Raw genomic sequence first — 18,329 nt, 5'->3', positions numbered from 1 at the left:
TTTATTGAACTTTTGGCAACATCATCGGTCCATCGGGAAGAATTAATACCCGCATTTGGGGGCCATAGTGTTGTTGACAAAGATCCAAGGCTTCTTCCACCGAAGCGGCATATTTCAGTCCCATGTTTCCCAATTTGGCTTTTGTTATGGATGAAATGATAAAAACTTGAAATTGTTCTAAAACTCGGGCTAACACCTGGCTTTCCCATTGATCTAAACATGTAATTTTTCCCGAGTTTAATTGATCTAAAAATTCCGTGGGGGTTAATCCCAAGTTGATCATTTCCTCAAATTTTGGATGCCCTACGCCATCGCGGCATTCATTCACCGTAATAATAGTGCCCCCTTGTTTGACTCCTAATTCTCCAATGGCCATGCTTTTCACCGCTTGATATAAATCTAAATCAAGAGGAAATCCCCCATTTCCACAAATTACGACATCATATCGTTCGGTAATGCGATGAAAACATAAACGTTCTTGATACATCACTAATTCTTGATGGCTCTGAAGTGCTCCCGCAATCACTTTTGTGATTTGGTGTGCTGGATTAATACACACATTGATCATGAAATCAGGTTTAATTTCGGTTTTCTTGGCGATATCGATTGCATCTTCATAGATTGGGTTGTCTTTAAGAATTCCAAACCGCGCTTTCTCCGATCCAATATTTTCTTTACAATGATTGTGGGCTATAGTTTCACTACCCGCAATTCCAGGTACAATGGCTTTCCTTCCTCCTGAAAAACCTGCAAAGAAATGGGGTTCTACATATCCTGTAATGATTTTAATTTCGGCTTCTAGATATGTTTTGTTGATATAGATCGGATTTCCAAATTTATTTTCTCCGAGATATTCTAGAGTATCCATATCTTTGGCTACGTGATTTATTATATCAAATCTAAATCGAATATCATTGCCGAGCATTTGTTTCATTTCTTTGGGTGTGGATTTCCGATGTAAACCGGTAGCAATGAGTATCTGGATATCTTCATCCAGGATCTTATATTCTGCAAAAATTTCGATGAGAGCTTCAATGATAAGTTTACTCGGAACAGGCCGTGTACTATCCGATATTACAATACAAATTTTGCCATCTTTTCGTTTGGCCAAGAGATTCCGTAAGGGGGGACAAAAAAGGGGTTTTTCACAAGCTTCCACAATAGCTTGTTTTGGGTCATCTAAGGGTGTTTCCATTGCTGCTTTTACGACCTCTGCTGTGATATTATCATCAATCTCAAATTCTATTCCTTCCGTTCCGTAAGCCATATGTACTTTCATTTGTGGTCCCTATTTCTTACTCAAAGTGTTTATACTTATATTTCTTCGCGAAAAAAATAAGTCGGATTTTATCTGTTCTTATACCCCATATTATTATACCAATAAATTACTTTTTATGGATAACGGAATAGATGTGCTTATAGCAGAGGGAATTGGAATGTTCAAAATAAACTTTGATCCGAAAAAAGAACTGAAGAAAAAAATCATTAATCCAGAAGATTTGCTTCCTAAGCGTGTTGAGACAACTGATGGGAAGATTTCTGCGTTTAATCCTCAAAATATTGTTGAATCCTTGATACGGGAAACAGGCTTGGAGCAAAAAAGAGCAATTGAAATTACAACCAATGTTCTTCGCCGATTAAGCACTTTAGGACTGGATTTCATTGCTGCACCTCATCTTCGGGAATTGATCTGTGGTGAACTTACCTCCCAAGGTTTACATGAGTATCGTTGTCAATATACGCGGTTAGGGATTCCAATTTATGATGTGCGAGAAATGCTTAAGGAACAATCGGGGTCTACCTTTTCTAGCTTAATAACCGCTCAAGTGATTGAGCAATTTGTCCATTTAGATCGTTTGAGTGAAGATGCCCAGATGGTTATTGATGAAATAACTCAATATGCCACCAAACTGGAATTATCTGAACGAAAACTCATTATGGATAGCATGGAAAATGCTTTGCGTCTTTATGCAGAAAAGAAAGCCAAAAATATTATTTAATTTTTTCTAATTTATATTGACCTTTATCGAATGATAGTGCTGAGTCTAACTGAAGATTTTTTGTGGATCTTTCCTAAGATGCATCAATTTAAAGAATTCCTTATATACACTTTAATAATATTCAGCTAACTAAAAATTGTTGGCAAATATGAGCGAACTTAATCCCAAATATTGTGTTGGTAAATTTATTTAGTGATGGCTTGAAATAAGTGATCAAATTTGAGTTTTTCCGACATCCAAAAGGAAAAAAATAAGTGATATCTCTCATTTATCTTTAAATAAATGGTCTCCTCAGATGAAACATCACGTAGTTATGGGTATGTTATTAAAAAAGTATGGCCTTTACTTGCCTATGAAGCTTTAGTTGGTATTTTTATCTCGGCAGATTATATCAATTTAATTTATTTATCAAATTTACTTTGGCCAGGAGAATCGTTTCATGCACTACAAATGGGGGCTTTAATAACTGTTCGGTTGTGGGTTGATGGTGTTTGCGCTTTATTGTGGGGTTATTTAGCTGATCGAATTAAACGCAAAACTATGCTTTCCTTTACAAGTTCTATGACAGGGATCATGATCTTCCTAAATGGATTCTTACCTGTAGGTGGCGGTAATTCCAATTACATTTGGTGGATTATTGTTCGGGGTTTCACCGGAATGTTCATGAGTGCTGGCGGGCCCATAATTCATTCATTTGTGAGTGACATTTTACAAAAAGAAAATCGATCCAAGTATTTTGGATTAGGATCACTGATCTGGGGATTATTTCCGAGCTTATTCTCCTTAGCCAGTGCTGTTGTCTTTCAACTTGGATACTGGCGGTATTATTACTTCAGCATCGGTCTCCTTTATATATTCTATTCTGCCTACATGCTTTTACGTTTTATAGAGCCTAAACGGGGCATTACTGAACAAGTTTTGACGAATGTCTTGTCCAATACTGATGTTGAATATAAATTTAAGATATCAAAAGACACGCTTAAATCCACCATGCTAAGTAAAACCAATCTTCTTATTCTTTTTGAAGGGATCTTCACGAATGTGTTCTTTGGAATATTGGATCTTCTGCTATTACCCTATATCCAAGATGCTCCTCGAAATTTATCCCCTACAAATTCCGCCGTGCTTTCTCTTACCTTTGGATTACCTGCTGCTCTGATCGGACCATTAGTGTTCGGGCAACTATCGGACAAATTTGGGAAGAAAAATATTAAAAATCGCATTAAAATGATCATATTTTCTCTCATCGGGGGATTTCTCTTGGTATCTTGCTTCTTCTTAGTTGATCTCCCCCATTTATCTCCAGCAGAAGGAGAAAATATTTCTGTTTTATGGTCTTTCAATGGATTTGTTCTATATGGGATTGTAATTTTCCTGGCGCGTATTGATTTCAGTCTCTTTATGGTAAATCAACCTGCCATAATTCAAGAAATAAATTTACCCGAAGCGCAAGGTTCCATTCGTTCTTGGGGACAAATGGTAGAAATTGCGAGTTATGGTTTTGGACCTCTCTTAGCCGGTATTCTCTTAACCAGATATGAACAAAATTATCAAGCAGTTATTTTTAGTATGGCTTGGTTGCTACTTCCTGGCTTATTAATGTGGTTTTTAACATTCAAAACGATTAAAGGGGATAGAAAGAGAGTTCAAGAGTTGTTAAGTGATCGATCGAAGATATTAGAAGAAAATAAAAATAATCAATGTTGATAATTATCTGTGAATTCTTCAGATCAAATTGACCAAGAATCTCAAAAAAAATTTTTACTATGGAAGAAGTCATTTTATATTATCGCTGGGATTGCTGGAATCATTGCGGGGGTATTCATACGCAAAAATTGGAGCGCTGAAATCACACTTTTACAAGAATTTGGACTTATCAATGAAAATCTGCTTCAACCGACATCTGTTTTAGAGTGGTTTTCAATGTTTCACACCTATCCCTTATTAGGGCTAATTTATCTCCAATTCTTAGATGTAATTAATTATATCCTCGTCAGTTTCATATTTCTTGGATTGTTTTTCTATTTCAAAAACACAAAACCAACTCAAGCGAAAGTGGCGTTACTATTCGGAATTACTGCAGTTCTTATTGTTATAATCACGAATCCTGCACTTGCCATGATGCGATTAAGCAATCAATATTATAACGCTACAACCAATAGTGAAATGAATACTTTACTATTAAAAGGCGAACAACTATTGCCCTTTGCCCTTATTCAACTTACATGGCAAGGGATGATTGTGTATTTTAGTCAAATCTGTTTTGCAATTGCAGGGCTAATTTATTCAATTTTATTCCTAAAGTCAACCGATTTTAAGAAATGGGTTGGAATGATAGGAATAATTGGACATGGTTTTTTACTAACTTTTATCATCCCCCTATTCTTTTTTCCCGCTTTACTCTTTCTTCCTTATACTCTTGCAGCCATATTTATTATGATTTGGCATATTGCGGTTGGTTTTAACTTGATTAAATTTGGAAAGAAGTTAAAAAAATAAATGAATTATTGATGGAATTGAATAAATGGCAAGTTATAGAAAAACTCATAATGGCAATACATCTGAAGAAAACTCCTCTATTAATCTATATTTCCGATGAAATTCCTTCCAAAGAAGTACATTTCAAAAATTAGTCATGCATTGACAAAACCATCTTTGAATTAGTAGATGCTCCCTAAATTCATGCAATCATTATTGAACAAGATGAAAACCGAAAAAGTTGCCCGATTGGACAAGGATAGTTGGGTTACAATGAATTTAGGCTCTATTTACAATTTTTCTTTCAACAAGTAGAGAAGATATTCGAAATGGGAAGTCAGAACATTTACTTGCCACTCCCGAATTAGTACGGCAAAGGTTAAAATCTCTGGGTGAAGTGAACCCTTTGGGAAAAAAATTGTTCCTCAAAAATTTGATTCCGAAAATAATAGTGATGAAGTTGTAGGTAATCAAAAAATCCGTTCAGTTTTATTTTTTGGAAAAGCTGAACTGATTAGAAATTTTTACTCCTTATTCTATTTTCAATCCGAAAGCTCCTTGAAAGTTCAATTTCCCGGGGATCTTTACTATGATTCATTCATTTCTTATTCAACAATTCTCACTAAAAATAGTCTAGAACAACGAATTATTTTAGGATCTACCGATCCCTCAGGTAATACGTGGTTTCATGTAAATTTCTTACAATTGGGGGTTCCTTATGGGATTGCGAAGCAGATAGCAAAGAATATCGATGTTTTTTTCTTCAAAGGAAAGTGAAAAATAGTAAATAATAAAAAAAAAAATACTAGAGATAGGACTTAATTTTCTTATTGTTGTGTATTTTTTTGAAGAATCTCAATTATTTTCACCAATATTTTTTCCTTCACTAATTGGTTTTGTGCATCCTGCTTGGATTGAGTCACTAAATGGAGTTTTCCTGCTAAGCTACTTGCTCCAATTTCAATAACAGAATCCACACCAATAGGGGGGAAGAAGATTGCATCTTGAAGTTTTATAGGTGTTTGTCCAAGGTAATCCAAAGGAAGACTTAGGCCCCCTAAATTCGTAAGTACTGCTCCAACTGGGGATTTCTTATTTCCCATTTTTTTCAACATTGGAGTACCTTCCCAACTACTTTGCTGCATCATATACATTGCATCATTGAAGGTAGGATCCATTAGTGGGGCCATAACACGCTTCATGAATAGTTTCTTATTTGATTTTATGTTTTTTAGGGTTTTTATATGTATATTTCGAGCTAACTCCCAAAATGTCATTCCTCGTTTATATTTTGGATTTACCATTAACCCCGAAGCAAGTAAATTGCATGCTTCACCTGTATTTTTAGTGAGTTTTTTACGAACATCAACTGCAAATCCTACCTTATTTGGAGAAGAAGCTTTTTCTTCTATTTCTTTTGCCAGTATTGATGCAGCTAAGATCATCGCATTGACTGAAACTCCGTGATTTCGTGCTTTTTGTCGAAGTTGATTTGTTTCTTCACGTGTTAATGATTTATCAACATAAATTTCTGGGCCTTGGGTATATTTTTCTTGAGCAACCTGTAGAAAATCTTTCATAGTGAAAGTAATTTTTTCTTTTCCCCATTTTTTATTGATCATTCCTAATAGTTTGGTTAACATCTTAGAGATCTTGATATCAGAAGGAACTGCATCGAGCATGGAAATAGGAGGAAGAATTTTCACTTCTTGTGAGGGATTTGCAATTAAACTTAGTAGATGTTGCATCACAAAAGCCACCGATCTCCCATCTGCAACTGTATGATGAATATATGCTACAATTATGTGTTGATTTCCTGTTTTGCCGAAGAGGAAGAAGCGACTGGTAGGATCATTTTCCCAATTTGCTGGTTGTAAATCTTCTTGATAGATTGCTTCAAAAATATCTTCGGTTGTTCGTTCTTCTTTAATAATTACTTTAGGACAACATCCTCCTTCAGTAGTGAGATAGGCACTTCCATCACTACGTACAATTACTCTCGATCTTAATAATGGATGTTTTAACGCCAATTTTGTCACTGCATTATGAAATGCTTCTGGTGTTATCTGCCCTTTGACCGCTGCTACGATTTTAATATTTGAGGATCTCGCCGGAAGAAAAGAACGCTCAAAAGTTAAGTTCATTTGAAAAGTTTCGAGATTTGAGTTAATCATATTTTTACCTTCTTGAAATTAAAATTTCATTTAATGTGAAATTCACACATAATGAAATCTCTGATCTATTTATAGTGAATTTTATATTTAAGCATTTCGAATTCAGTGAAATTCACGATTTTCAAAATCGTTAAATATCAAAAATTCCTTAGTTATTTTAGAAACAAACGTGACTAAAACAGATCAAATATCAAAATCTAATTCACATGAAAATGATGTTTCAACCCTTCTTTTCTCAAGTCAGCAACAAATTGTTGAGTTCATTCAAGATATTAGCAATTATCGTTCACAAAATTCCAAAGAATCACAAATTAAGGCCTATCTCATATTTAATCCGGTTTTAACACAAGATCAATTTAAGAAATTGACTAAAATATCCTGTGGGACAATTTCTGAAACCTTAAAGGAATTGACAAAAAAAAAAGAAATTAATGTAGAACTAAATAAATCGACTAAAAAATACGAGTATTCTTTAAATTCTAGTTATTCTAAAACATCTTTAGCTTTTGCTCAAGGTGAAGATTCCCTAACCAAAGAAATTATATTTTTCCAAAAAAAGCGAAGTGAAATCTTACAGAAATTTGAACCCTCGACATCTGGATGCTCATTTTTGATTGATAGGTTGGATCAATTGATCCATACCTATGAATTTCTCTTAAATTTTTCTGCTTGGACTAATGAATGTTTAAAGTATTCCGATAAAAGATTCCCTCCTCTAATAACCAAGGAAATTATACTTGTACAAAGCAAGTTTGACAAACAGATTGATCTGGATCCATCACTTCTTCAAGTGGAGAGTAATTTGATTAATCATCTGACTAATCATCAAATACTGCGCCATCATAGCGAAATTACTGCAGAAATCTTAGCCTACTTCTATTTAAGGGGAAAAATTACTCAACAGAAAATTAAGGAACTCACATCCTTCTCAAATGGGAGAATCTCTCAAACATTTAAAGAATTAGAAAATTTTCATTATATTCGTAAAATAATCCCCCGCAAACGACCATATCATTATGTTATGCCCTCAATATTGGAGGCAAATATCCATCTTTTATGTGAATCAACAGAAAAATTACTTTCCTGGCAAGAGAGATTAGCTGAAATCCAAAGAAATCTTGAAAACAGGGCTGAAATTTTCTTAAATAACCCTACTTTTAATAAAATGTCCCATTTTCTTAATGGAATTTTTCAATTTATTCCAATTTATAAAAAAGCGCATAAAGAACTTTCAGAAAAGATCAATACTCTACATGAAAAAAAAGGACTTTTAATGTAAGTCTACAACATTCCAATTACTGATTTTTTGCTTGCCACAATGGGTCAGCTTCTTGCAAGGTGCGTCGAATTACTTTTCCGACGGCCGATTTGGGTAATTCATTTACAATTTCAATATATTTCGGCACTTTCCATCGAGTTAGGTTTTCGTTCGCCCAACTGAGTAATTCATCGGTGGTCAATTTCCCGATTTCGCTTGGTTTTAAAGCCACCCACGCTTTGATGGCTTCTCCCGTTTTTTGATCGGGAACTCCTGCAACTGCTGCTTCCAATACTTGAGGGTGATTGCCCAACAAACTTTCCACTTCGGCTGGAAATACAGAATGACCTGCTAATTTTATGAGTTGCTTTTTACGATCTCGAATAACGACCCTTCCATCCTTATCCATGAATCCAATATCTCCCGTTAACAACCACTTGCGTCCATCCCACTCTTTGATGGTATCAGCAGTTTGTTCCGGTTCGTTCAGATATCCATTCATAACTTGGGGTCCACAAATACAGATTTCCCCTGTCCCTTCTTCCCCAATAGTTTCAATGGGGCCTTCATCAAAGTCGTCGGTTGGAAATATTCTCCAATCAGTGCCTGGAAAGGGTACACCAATCGTACCGGGATCTGATTTTCCAAAGAAATTGTTCGTAGAAACGATTGGACATGCTTCTGCTAATCCATATCCTTCCCGAATTTTAGATCCGGTTTTTTCTTCATAGGGAATACGTACATATTCATGAAGGGGACCGGCTCCGCTAATACAAAGAGTTAGTTTTCCCTTAATGTCATATTGGTCCAACACAGAACTTGGTAATTCCGCTATGCGTTGAAATAAGATTTCTGCTCCACAATAAATGCACCCATTCAGATCAGGCATTTCATGAAAATCTTTCAATAATTCTTCGGTGGGAGGGGGTTTGGGGTATAATTTCATCCAACACCCTGCTTTTATACCAAAATTCATGACCGAAGTCATGGCAAAGGAATGATAGAGAGGTAAAACTCCGATTAAAGCAGTTTTATTTCCCAATACTTGCTTTCGATTAGGGATTGGTTGATTCGTCAAAGTTTCTTCACTTTGAAAAGAATTTGCAACGCAGTTCAAGTGGGTTAGGATTGCGGCTTTTGGAATTCCCGTGGTTCCGCCAGTCATCATATATACTGCAGGATCGGAAGCTGATACTGCGATTTTGGGTGCTTTTCGTTCAAATTTTAAACATTCTTTGAAGGATATTGCATTGGGATGAATAACTTTGGTTACCGGCACTTTTTTTAGTTTCTTTGCCAAGAATTTTTTAACTCCTGATAATCCTACAGCCATATCTAACATGTTAGTATGGATAACTTTTTTTAGTTCCCATTTATCCATTATGGGTGCTACAAAATTGGTATAAAGCGCATCCAATACCACGAGATAAGTCGCACCGGTAATTTTTAATTGATGAAGAATCTCCGTAGGTTTATATTGAGGATTTATCCCAGTAACAATTGCCCCTAATTGAACGATTGCATAATAGGCGACAACGTATTGTGGGGAATTTGGCAGGTGAATTGCGACAACATCTCCTTTTGAAACTCCAAATGAATGAAGGGCGGTAGCAAAGCGATCAACAGAATCTTTTAATTCTGCATAGGTGATCCATCCATCTAAAAACCAAATAACGGGATCCTTTAGATATTTCTTTACTGAATTTTCAAACATATCATTTAAAGTCAAGGTATAGTCGTATTCTATTTGATGTGGGACTCCTTCGGGCCAATATTGGCCTGTATGGAACGGTCTTCCTTCTGGGACTAAATATGGATTAGTCGGCATAATTCCCTCAAGCTTCAAATTGTCTTAAAATCGGTAGAATTATTTTAACTCAAAACATTAAATAATTTATCTTTCCCTTTTTAAGGGAACACTATATTCTCTCTTTCTAATTAAAAAATAAATATATCTTAGCAACCGAATGAAAAATTCTCGAATATTAAAAATATTGAGATAAAGGAAACTTATGGTTATTTTAAAATATAATGTATTGGGAGGAAATGCAACAATCAATCCCCAAGATTTTATGCAAGATTTCCCAAGTTTAAAATTTCTCGCTAATACAAAAAAAAAATATCGTGTTTTTGAGGAAGAGACGAATGAAACTTGGATGATGGTTGGATTCCAGCATGTTCCTGCAAAGGGGATATTTCTGCCTTGGATCCGGATGTATATTTTATTTAAAAAAGAAAATATTACTCGAATGGACGATTTTTTCAAAAGTAATCTGATTAAAGATCTTGTAGATGATTATTGTGACTTCACTTCCATAGATGAACAAGTAATTAGCTACATATTAATTGTCATCCCCCGAAAATCACAGCAAAAATTCTTGCTAAATTGTGAAATTTCTCATCCTTGGGCTCTTCATTCAAATTTTGCTGATAATGTGGAGAATAATCGTGTTTGTTCAAGTTTTCATTTATTTTGGCAAAATCCATCCTTTGAAGAACAAAAAGGGTTGACAGCTAACTTGATTTCGCAGATGGATGGTGCTATTCGAATTGTGGACCAAACATCCAAACTTGTTAATTTTTGCAAGGAGATTAACGAAAATTTTGGTGAAGAACTGATTGATTATGCTTCATTTATCGCACTTCATAAAAAACAAATTAAAAAAACCTTGACAAAATATAAACAACGGAAAAAAATGATATGGGCAAAAACTCTTCTTAGCAAGGACACATTCTTCCATTCGACCACCTTTGGTCGCAGTTATAGACAGGATTTACGATTACTAAATCGAATGGGGTTTAAAATCGCCATTGTATCCACCAAATCTCGAGAATGGAATGCGTTGCGAGATAGATTTAAGATCCAATTAATACTTACATTGGTAGAATGCCTCACTACTGAAGGCTCTTCCTTTTCAAATCTAATTTTACCAAATGGGTGTGTAAATCCCTCTATTTTGACAGATGTTTTTATTGATGAATTAGTGGGTGATTTTGCTGGAGTAATGACCATGGAATTCCAAAATAGAACACTATTTGCAGGATTAGCCTTTGGGAAAATTAGCAATGAATCTCCACTCACTCTCCGAACAGCCCTATTATTACCACAAATTTTTAGAGAAAATGGATTAGGGTCACTCCTTGCAATGTATGGGATGAATTATATGGAAAAATATTACAATATTCAGAAGTTTGAAGTCTTCTCAACAACTCGAAACGTCAAAGTAGAAAAATTAACTACTTCAACGGGGTTTTTTGAATATGGAACGATTTCGCGTATGGCATACGATATCACAGGACATAATTCGGAATTATCGTATTCAATTGGGATGAATCGAACATATCGTTTTAGTAACTCATTATTACACAAATTGTTGATACAAAACCCTGAGCCTGCACAATATAACAATTGGAAACAAGCTTTTAAATTACAACACGCTCTGGCAAAGTAGAATCTATTAAAAAACGTAGAAAATGAACTAAGCCTCTTATTCCAGTCTTCATTTTTTAAAAATTGAAAAAATTCATCCTTCTCCCAAAATAATGAATAAGAATCATTTAAATAACCTATGCATGTAGGTATATTAAGAAAAAAAAACCAAAATGTGAATCCTATGGCAAGAAGAACAATCTCTATTTCGTTCATAGTAAAAATAACGTTGTTTGGAGGGGTAATATGTACTTTATTTGGATGTTTGTTGCATGAAGCAATCATTTCTGATTTTCTTTTTGGTTTAGGCATCTTGTCCGTTATTATTGGCGTAATTACTCATTTTTCTGTTCCAAAAACAAAACCAGTCGAGCATCCCATCATTTTTGATGATAATTAATCCGTCTTAATCTCTTTTTTAGTCAAATTTTGTAAATTAAGGATCTTGTGGCGATATTTTCCATAACCTATTACCTTCTTTATAGCGGCTATTGCTTGGTGGGGCATCTTAAATGTTGGAAAATCGCTTTTATTTAGTAAGGAAAAGACGGGTTCATCTAATCCCATGAAAATCACATTAATTATTGGAAATTTAAATTTCGCTACAATACGTTTGGCACTTTCAATACTCGACTCGACTAATTCCAACCATTGCGACAGTTTTTCCTTGCTTTTTTCTTGATTCATAAAACTCGTTCCAAACTCATTAAAACGGAAAAAAGAAGGGCCAAAAGCGCCATAACAAATTAAAACATCAAAATCTGATGATTTTGCATACATTCGGGGAATCGTATAGTGAAATTGGGCAGGATTTAAACTGAAGGTTAAATCTAGAGGGTTAGTTGCCTGTGCAGTAGGAGGGAGTAATTTTCCAAGTTTTAATTTCAATTTCTCCCCCAGGGGAGGCAATGTTAGTTTTGCTCGTGATGTAGCATCGGCCATCATTGCACCGGGACCTCCAGAATTAGTCATAATTGCAATTCGGTCTCCTTTTGGGATAGAATCTGTTGGAATTAATTTTGCTAGAATGGAGGCAATATCGAAAAGTTCTTCCACAGAATCGGCTCTTATTATTCCAGATTGATTAAACACTGCATTGTGGATCTCATCATTTCCGGCCATTGACCCTGTATGGGATGAAATCGCTTTGCTTCCTCCTGAAGTGCCGCCAGGATATAACACCACAATTGGTTTTTTTGAGGAAATTCTTTTAGCAAGTTCATAAAATCGTCTCCCGCGCTTAATTTCTTCTATATATAGGAGAATTACTTCAGTTTGTTGATCTTGTTCAAAAAATTCTAAACAATCGCACAAATCTATAATTAGTTCATTTCCTAAGGAAAACCCGCGACTAAGGTGCAAATCCCGTTCGGCTAATAACATAAAACTATGTGAAACGAAGGTTCCGCTTTGCGATGCAATTGAAACTGTGCCTGGGGGTTCATTGTACATTTGAACCGTTGTATTAATTACGAATTCTGCTGAAGAATCAAGAAGATATCCATGAGTATTTAACATACCAATACAGTTCGGACCGAGAACTTTCAGATCATACTTGTTTATGATGGCCATAATTTCATCTTGGCTATCTTTATCGTTGACTTCACGATAGCCTGCCGTGACAATGATGATATGTTTTACGCCGCACTGTCCACATTCTTCCAAAATTTGAGGCACATACCGTTTCGGTAAGATTAATTTGGCCAGATCCACTTTATTAGGGATGTCCTTGATAGATTTATAGGCTTTATATCCAAAGACTGTGTCTAAGCGGGGATGAATTGGATAAATTTGACCAAGGTATCCATTGTCAATTAATGTGAGTGCTTGTAAGGCGCCCATATTGTCAGGGATTTGTTCATTTGCGCCAAAAAAGGCAATGGATGCTGGATTAATGAAGGAGTTTAAAAAATGCGGGTTCGCTTTTTGATCAACCATTAATTATTGTTTAGATATGTGAGATTAAAACCTTGTTTTTTCAAATTTTGGAGAAGTGTTATATTGATTGAAAAACTACATAATAGAAGGAAACTGCTCCCAATATGACAAAAATGTGCCATAATTCATGAGCACCAAATTTCCCAGGGAAAAGAATTTGTTTCTTAGTTGTATAAAACAGAACCCCTACTGTATACATCATACCTCCAATAAAAATCGTGATAAATGGAAACAGGTCCATAGCACGGTATAGGGGATTTATAACTGGTACAATCATCCAACCTTGAATCAAATATATAACTGCGGTAATCCATCGGGGTGTGTCGGGGAGAAATATTTTTACCAGTATGCCAACTAGTGTAAATGTCCATTGAGCCAGTAAAATCCCTATTTTCCAACCCCCTGTAAGATATATATATGCAATAGGAGTATAAGTACCGGCTATCATAATAAAAATTGCTATTTGATCAATAGTTCTCCAGAATGTTTTTACATCATCTTCAATTTTTTGGGAATGGCAAATGCTACTGGAAATAAAGAGCAGGGTATTTGAAAATCCATACACGATATAGATCAAAAATATTTGGAGATTAGATCTGGATTTGTAAAGTAAAATGAGACATCCAATAAAGGAAATAACTGCGGCAAGAAGATGGGATAAAGTGTTGAATCGTTCTTCTGGATTTTTGGAAATTCTAAATTGAAAATGAGGTGTTTTATTACTCGTTTGTGGAGTATTATCAAAATCTGAAGGTCGGACCATGATGAACCATTTTTTTGCGAGGTATGAAATAGTAGCTTGCTTCAAACTTCAAATTGGTTGGTCAGTAATAAAGTTTGTCAATTCTATATAGTATCAATCTTCCTTATATTTATTAACGAAGCCAAAAAAAAAAACATATTTTAGAAAGGGAATATATTTAACACGACAAAAACAAAGTAATCTCGAGATGGCATTTTTAACAGTAGTGGGATATATCCTAGAGATCTTAATTTTTGTATTTGGCATAATTGCATCATATTTGACACTCAAGAAAAACCCTCGATATCTGGGAAATATCATTATGTCAAGCGCAACATTCGGGTTAGCATTTTATTCTTTGTTTATTCTTTTATATGATATCATTGCAACTTCATGGGCAATTCAAATTTTTTATCGGATTGCTCTTTCCATGATTTTAGCTGGTGTTATCGGATTATTCTTTTCTATGAAAGTCTTGGTAGATTCCACGAAATGGTTCAATCTCAAAATGAATTGGATTCCATATGTTGGGTGGTGGGCCGGATTTACACTTTATATGATTATCGATCGTGGGTTTATTACAGTATTGGAATCTGACGAAATTGTAAATACTCAGATGGATTTAATTCCATTGGCTGTTCTTATTGGGAGTGTAATGGCAGTCTTGTTTTATTCTATTTTTAAACTCAATAAGTATGGCATTCAGAGAAGTAAAGGCATTTCTCATGATAGGATGAAACGATTTGCATATGGTCTTTTGGCAAATATCGTGGCACTTTTTGTGAACATCCCTGGCCAAATTATCTCCGACCCCGTAATCGGGCCGATTTTTGATGTAGTGTTCTTCTTTATTTTGTTGATTGCAGTTATTATTATAACATCTTCCTTCCTTATGCTGGATCACGAAAAGAAAACCGAATAATCATCTTCATTTCTTTTTTTCAAAAACTTTAATTTCGTAATCCCGCTTTTAAAACAAGTGGATTTATTAATAACTTTAAAGCGTCAAGAGGTGATTTTACAATGAGATCTGCCTTTTCTAAGGTTTGTGGTGAAATACCTTCTTCTCCCATTATACCAATAGCCAATGCAGCCGCTTGAAACATCAAAACATCATTACGCCCGTTTCCCATTACTACGACGTGTTTTGAGCCTAATTTATAAACAAATTTTGCCTTTTCTGTTGCTTGAGATTTTTGTTTGGTGAGTTTATGCCAATTTACTCCCAATTCGGATGCTATACGTTCCCCAGTGTTTAATGTATCAGCAGTAAGGATATAAATTTCCATTTTTTCTTTTAGTTGCGATAGTAATGCGTGTATCTCTGGTTGAAGTTCACCATACATGGAAAGAGTTCCATTTAAATCGGTTATTAAATATTTTAGATGGAGATCGCCAAAACCACTTATCTTGATATCAATGCCCATGATTGCTTTTAATATACTGCGAGCTTTTAAGTATTTTGCGAAAAAATAGGATATAAAGATAATTTGTCATAGTTTGAAGGTTTTTTATTATTTTTATTTCGTATTTAAGTCTGAGTCGTTTAACCAAATAGATTGAACTGTAGAGTGTATAAAGTAGACATATTTTCGAGATAAGTGTCTCTTCGTTATTTAAAAGATGAACAAAAAACCTAAAAAAAAATAGATTTCCAAACTATGGACTTTTTTATTATATGTTGAGGGAAATTTCAATTAGATATTATGAATAGCCATATAGAACAATAGAATAATTGTGTAAAGTAAGAATAAATGAAATATTACTCCAATTATCATGATGAGTATTTTGATCTTTTCAGTTATACTGCCTCTTTGAATTCTAACTAGCATTTTAAAAAAAGGCACTCTTTGTTTTCCCTTTAATTTAGAGACATAAATAAAACTTGGTATGAATATGAGGGCAAAAATACACCAAAATATTCCAAATAGTACTTTCATTATTTCATATTCTATTGGAGATGTCAACATGCCTATTAAGATTCCTCGATTGAATGAAAACAGATATAATTCCGCAAGAACCTCGGTCCCTTCCATAGCACCTAAAATACTATATAGAATACCCAAAGAGATCCAAAAAATACTGAATCGATCTAGTTTTATCAGATAGTTTTTTAATCTTTGAAAATTATTTGTCTTATTTTTATTTGAAGATATTGCACAATTTGGCCTTCTCTTAACGCAATTATCTAATCCAGTTAAAATGAGTATTAGGAATAATAATGGTAGAATAATTATTTTAATTATTCGATATGTCTCCCATTGATTTCCAGTATTATTAATAGTCGAAGATAAAATCAGATCCGCCGATGTAATGACGAAAAAGGTAGAAATGAAAAGGATAAGAATCAATAATAATATCTCAGATGGATTTCGCTTTATGCGCTCGACAATGATTTTGATTTCAAATGTTATCTTTTTTTTTCCATTTTGAGTCCAATTTGAACGCATAACCTCTCCTTCATTAGATTCTATTTTAATTGAAGAAGAATTGAAATAAGCATATTTCATTAAATATTGAAGTAAAATAGCAAAAAAGATTATTATAATACCTACATTTAAAATTAAAAACAAATTTTCTAAAGAAAAGATATCTGAAGGATTGCTATCTAAAATTTGATTGTTAACACCATTATCCTTGATGTTTTTTAGGCTATTATCTTCATATATATTTTCATATATTGATATCTCTGTGCAATGTTGGTCACTAATTATTATTCCATATTTTGAACTGGAAGATATTGTGTTTTGAGTGATATTTACTTGCGTTGTGAAATCAATTTCAATTCCTATACGGTTATCTTGGATCGTATTGTTGGAAATGAATATATCATCACAGTTTCGTAAAAAAATTCCGTAATTTGAATTTTTTACAGTACAATTTGTTATAGTAACTCGTTTACATGCTTGTAACGAAATTCCTGCTGCATCCGAGGGAACATCCCCTCCATTTTTTAAAGTACAATTACGAATAATTAAATAGCTATTAACTCCCGAAATCCATAGACATGTTCCTATATCGTTGGCATTGACTGCCAAATTTTCCAAGATGTATGGTGAGTTAGCTGTTCCACTTCCTGTAATATATGGATTTGAATCGATATCATCATGGTCAACTCCGATTGGATCTAGTTCATCTGCTTGGATTCTTGCCTGTACTGGAAGATAGTTAACCATTGTAAAAATAGAAAAAACAATTATTAAGCAAATAGACCATGTAATTCCTGATTTGGTCTTTACATTAAATCCTAGCTTAGAAAATATAAAGCTAGTATCTTGAAATTCTGGCATAAAAAACATATCTATTAATTCTTTTTAAAGTCATTGGTGATTTGGAATTAATAAAGAAAAAAAAGTAAAGATGCAATTTAAAGAAATTTTACTGATGGTTTTGATATTTATACTGGGTGCATTTTCTTCTCAATGCTATTGATCTTATCTTTTACGAAATGATCTATATGTCGCAATTCCGTCAATATAGCTTTATTCGTTTCATCTGGATTACTGGGCATGTAAGTCTGGACATCCCCCGGTGTTAGGGTTGCCTGTTGTTTGGCTTGCAATTCACTTTTAGTAAAGGTGTGGGAGATGTTACCATCCCGAATATAGAACATTTGGTCGGCGATCGCTTTGAGCTCGGGATCATGACTTACAATAATCATGGTCTTTTCTGGGAATTTCTCAATAACCGATCGTAAGAGGTCCATTACTACTTTTTTCGAGAGTGAATCCAATTCTCCCGTAGGTTCATCACAGAGAATTATTTCGGGATCATTTGCTAAAGCTGCCGCAATACTAATTCGTTGTTGTTCTCCTCCACTTAATTCGTCAGGGCGATGATTTTGACGATCTTCTAATCCAACAATTTTCAAAAGTTCTTGGATAAATTCTTTTCGTTCCTTGGTTAATGTACCTGATAATTCCAGTGGTAAGGTGATGTTTTCTACCGCATTCAATTCGGGGATTAAATTCATGAACTGGAAAACAAACCCAATTTTTGCTCTACGATATTTTTCGACTTCTTTATCAGTGAATTGGGCAATATCTTGGCCATCTACAATTATTTTGCCTGAATTTAAGCGGTCTAGGCCACCTATCATGTTTAGCAATGTTGTTTTACCACAGCCACTTGGACCCATAATGACTGCAATTTCTCCTTTATGGAAGGTACAGCTTAATCCGCGGAGAGCCACGACTTCTATAGATCCCCGTTTGTAAATTTTAATTGAATCATCAATCACTATTTTTGTGTTGTTCATTTCCATTTTACTTTCCTCATAAATCCTAATAATTTGTCTAAAATAAAAAAA

17 protein-coding genes are annotated in these 18,329 nt (G+C 34.4%); 9 read left to right on the top strand and 8 right to left on the bottom strand.

Annotated elements, in window-relative coordinates; genetic code table 11:
- Nucleotide 1: 1 nt before the first annotated feature.
- On the bottom strand, nt 2-1,279 hold the full coding sequence (locus tag NEF87_RS08800) for a nickel-dependent lactate racemase family protein (RefSeq protein WP_457919497.1): 1,278 nt from the start codon (nt 1,277-1,279) through the stop codon (nt 2-4).
- A 115-nt stretch (nt 1,280-1,394) separates the two neighbouring features.
- On the opposite strand from NEF87_RS08800, the gene NEF87_RS08795 reads away from it, so the two are divergent.
- From NEF87_RS08795 to NEF87_RS08775, 5 genes are all read left to right on the top strand, one after another.
- The gene (locus NEF87_RS08795; RefSeq protein WP_457919496.1) at nt 1,395-2,000 is read left to right on the top strand and encodes a hypothetical protein; all 606 of its coding nucleotides are present in this window, start codon (nt 1,395-1,397) and stop codon (nt 1,998-2,000) included.
- 282 nt (nt 2,001-2,282) lie between these two features.
- Nucleotides 2,283-3,707, top strand: coding sequence for an MFS transporter (locus tag NEF87_RS08790; protein ID WP_457919495.1), 1,425 nt, complete (start codon nt 2,283-2,285; stop codon nt 3,705-3,707).
- A 9-nt stretch (nt 3,708-3,716) separates the two neighbouring features.
- Nucleotides 3,717-4,499 carry a DUF4386 family protein gene (locus NEF87_RS08785; protein ID WP_371806081.1) on the top strand — a complete coding sequence of 261 codons (783 nt, stop codon included), beginning with the start codon at nt 3,717-3,719 and terminating at the stop codon, nt 4,497-4,499.
- 11 nt (nt 4,500-4,510) lie between these two features.
- A complete protein-coding gene (locus NEF87_RS08780) occupies nt 4,511-4,633 on the top strand; it encodes a hypothetical protein (protein ID WP_457919494.1) in 123 nt (40 codons plus the stop codon).
- Nucleotides 4,634-5,036: 403 nt separating this feature from the next.
- Entirely contained in the window at nt 5,037-5,255 is a 219-nt protein-coding gene (locus tag NEF87_RS08775; RefSeq protein WP_457919493.1) for a hypothetical protein, read from the top strand.
- Nucleotides 5,256-5,305: 50 nt separating this feature from the next.
- On the opposite strand, the gene NEF87_RS08770 is transcribed toward NEF87_RS08775, so the two are convergent.
- Nucleotides 5,306-6,652: a condensation domain-containing protein gene (locus tag NEF87_RS08770; protein ID WP_457919492.1), complete on the bottom strand. Its 1,347-nt coding sequence runs from the start codon at nt 6,650-6,652 to the stop codon at nt 5,306-5,308.
- Between the two features lie 169 nt (nt 6,653-6,821).
- Here NEF87_RS08770 and NEF87_RS08765 point away from each other — a divergent pair, with 169 nt between their 5' ends.
- Nucleotides 6,822-7,931 carry a hypothetical protein gene (locus NEF87_RS08765; RefSeq protein WP_457919491.1) on the top strand — a complete coding sequence of 370 codons (1,110 nt, stop codon included), beginning with the start codon at nt 6,822-6,824 and terminating at the stop codon, nt 7,929-7,931.
- A 16-nt stretch (nt 7,932-7,947) separates the two neighbouring features.
- On the opposite strand, the gene NEF87_RS08760 is transcribed toward NEF87_RS08765, so the two are convergent.
- Complete coding sequence (locus NEF87_RS08760; RefSeq protein ID WP_371806077.1) at nt 7,948-9,738, bottom strand: AMP-binding protein; 1,791 nt, start codon at nt 9,736-9,738, stop codon at nt 7,948-7,950.
- Between the two features lie 184 nt (nt 9,739-9,922).
- Between NEF87_RS08760 and NEF87_RS08755 the strand changes: the two genes are divergently transcribed.
- Both NEF87_RS08755 and NEF87_RS08750 read left to right on the top strand, forming a co-directional pair.
- Nucleotides 9,923-11,362, top strand: coding sequence for a hypothetical protein (locus NEF87_RS08755; protein WP_457919490.1), 1,440 nt, complete (start codon nt 9,923-9,925; stop codon nt 11,360-11,362).
- A 162-nt stretch (nt 11,363-11,524) separates the two neighbouring features.
- Nucleotides 11,525-11,740, top strand: a complete 216-nt coding sequence (locus NEF87_RS08750; RefSeq protein ID WP_371806075.1) for a hypothetical protein — start codon at nt 11,525-11,527, stop codon at nt 11,738-11,740.
- Here NEF87_RS08750 and NEF87_RS08745 read toward each other — a convergent pair.
- Nucleotides 11,737-13,278 carry an acetate--CoA ligase family protein gene (locus NEF87_RS08745; protein ID WP_457919489.1) on the bottom strand — a complete coding sequence of 514 codons (1,542 nt, stop codon included), beginning with the start codon at nt 13,276-13,278 and terminating at the stop codon, nt 11,737-11,739. The two genes, NEF87_RS08750 and NEF87_RS08745, sit on opposite strands and share 4 nt — an antisense overlap.
- 58 nt (nt 13,279-13,336) lie before the next feature.
- Nucleotides 13,337-14,086, bottom strand: coding sequence for a PAQR family membrane homeostasis protein TrhA (gene trhA, locus NEF87_RS08740; RefSeq protein ID WP_457919488.1), 750 nt, complete (start codon nt 14,084-14,086; stop codon nt 13,337-13,339).
- A 256-nt stretch (nt 14,087-14,342) separates the two neighbouring features.
- Between trhA and NEF87_RS08735 the strand changes: the two genes are divergently transcribed.
- Nucleotides 14,343-14,942, top strand: coding sequence for a hypothetical protein (locus NEF87_RS08735; RefSeq protein WP_457919487.1), 600 nt, complete (start codon nt 14,343-14,345; stop codon nt 14,940-14,942).
- Nucleotides 14,943-14,970: 28 nt separating this feature from the next.
- On the opposite strand, the gene NEF87_RS08730 is transcribed toward NEF87_RS08735, so the two are convergent.
- The 3 genes from NEF87_RS08730 to NEF87_RS08720 all read right to left on the bottom strand — a co-directional run bounded on the left by NEF87_RS08730 (nt 14,971) and on the right by NEF87_RS08720 (nt 18,284).
- On the bottom strand, nt 14,971-15,447 hold the full coding sequence (locus NEF87_RS08730; protein ID WP_457919486.1) for an HAD family hydrolase: 477 nt from the start codon (nt 15,445-15,447) through the stop codon (nt 14,971-14,973).
- Between the two features lie 270 nt (nt 15,448-15,717).
- Nucleotides 15,718-17,310: a right-handed parallel beta-helix repeat-containing protein gene (locus NEF87_RS08725; RefSeq protein WP_457919485.1), complete on the bottom strand. Its 1,593-nt coding sequence runs from the start codon at nt 17,308-17,310 to the stop codon at nt 15,718-15,720.
- A gap of 107 nt (nt 17,311-17,417) precedes the next feature.
- Nucleotides 17,418-18,284: an ABC transporter ATP-binding protein gene (locus NEF87_RS08720; RefSeq protein WP_457919484.1), complete on the bottom strand. Its 867-nt coding sequence runs from the start codon at nt 18,282-18,284 to the stop codon at nt 17,418-17,420.
- Nucleotides 18,285-18,329: the final 45 nt, after the last annotated feature.

The sequence above is a fragment of the Candidatus Lokiarchaeum ossiferum genome, assembly GCA_025839675.1.
In the GTDB taxonomy this organism is placed as follows: Archaea; Asgardarchaeota; Lokiarchaeia; order Sigyniarchaeales; family Promethearchaeaceae; genus Lokiarchaeum; species Lokiarchaeum ossiferum.
This window is presented reverse-complemented; position numbering and strand designations above follow the sequence as displayed.

Coding starts and splice junctions, on each gene's coding strand:
- NEF87_RS08800 (WP_457919497.1), bottom strand. CDS start 1,279: ATGAAAGTACATATGGCTTACGGAACGGAAGGAATAGAATTTGAGATT.
- NEF87_RS08795 (WP_457919496.1), top strand. CDS start 1,395: ATGGATAACGGAATAGATGTGCTTATAGCAGAGGGAATTGGAATGTTC.
- NEF87_RS08790 (WP_457919495.1), top strand. CDS start 2,283: ATGGTCTCCTCAGATGAAACATCACGTAGTTATGGGTATGTTATTAAA.
- NEF87_RS08780 (WP_457919494.1), top strand. CDS start 4,511: ATGGAATTGAATAAATGGCAAGTTATAGAAAAACTCATAATGGCAATA.
- NEF87_RS08770 (WP_457919492.1), bottom strand. CDS start 6,652: ATGATTAACTCAAATCTCGAAACTTTTCAAATGAACTTAACTTTTGAG.
- NEF87_RS08760 (WP_371806077.1), bottom strand. CDS start 9,738: ATGCCGACTAATCCATATTTAGTCCCAGAAGGAAGACCGTTCCATACA.
- NEF87_RS08755 (WP_457919490.1), top strand. CDS start 9,923: ATGGTTATTTTAAAATATAATGTATTGGGAGGAAATGCAACAATCAAT.
- NEF87_RS08750 (WP_371806075.1), top strand. CDS start 11,525: ATGGCAAGAAGAACAATCTCTATTTCGTTCATAGTAAAAATAACGTTG.
- NEF87_RS08745 (WP_457919489.1), bottom strand. CDS start 13,278: ATGGTTGATCAAAAAGCGAACCCGCATTTTTTAAACTCCTTCATTAAT.
- NEF87_RS08735 (WP_457919487.1), top strand. CDS start 14,343: ATGTCAAGCGCAACATTCGGGTTAGCATTTTATTCTTTGTTTATTCTT.
- NEF87_RS08730 (WP_457919486.1), bottom strand. CDS start 15,447: ATGGGCATTGATATCAAGATAAGTGGTTTTGGCGATCTCCATCTAAAA.
- NEF87_RS08725 (WP_457919485.1), bottom strand. CDS start 17,310: ATGCCAGAATTTCAAGATACTAGCTTTATATTTTCTAAGCTAGGATTT.
- NEF87_RS08720 (WP_457919484.1), bottom strand. CDS start 18,284: ATGGAAATGAACAACACAAAAATAGTGATTGATGATTCAATTAAAATT.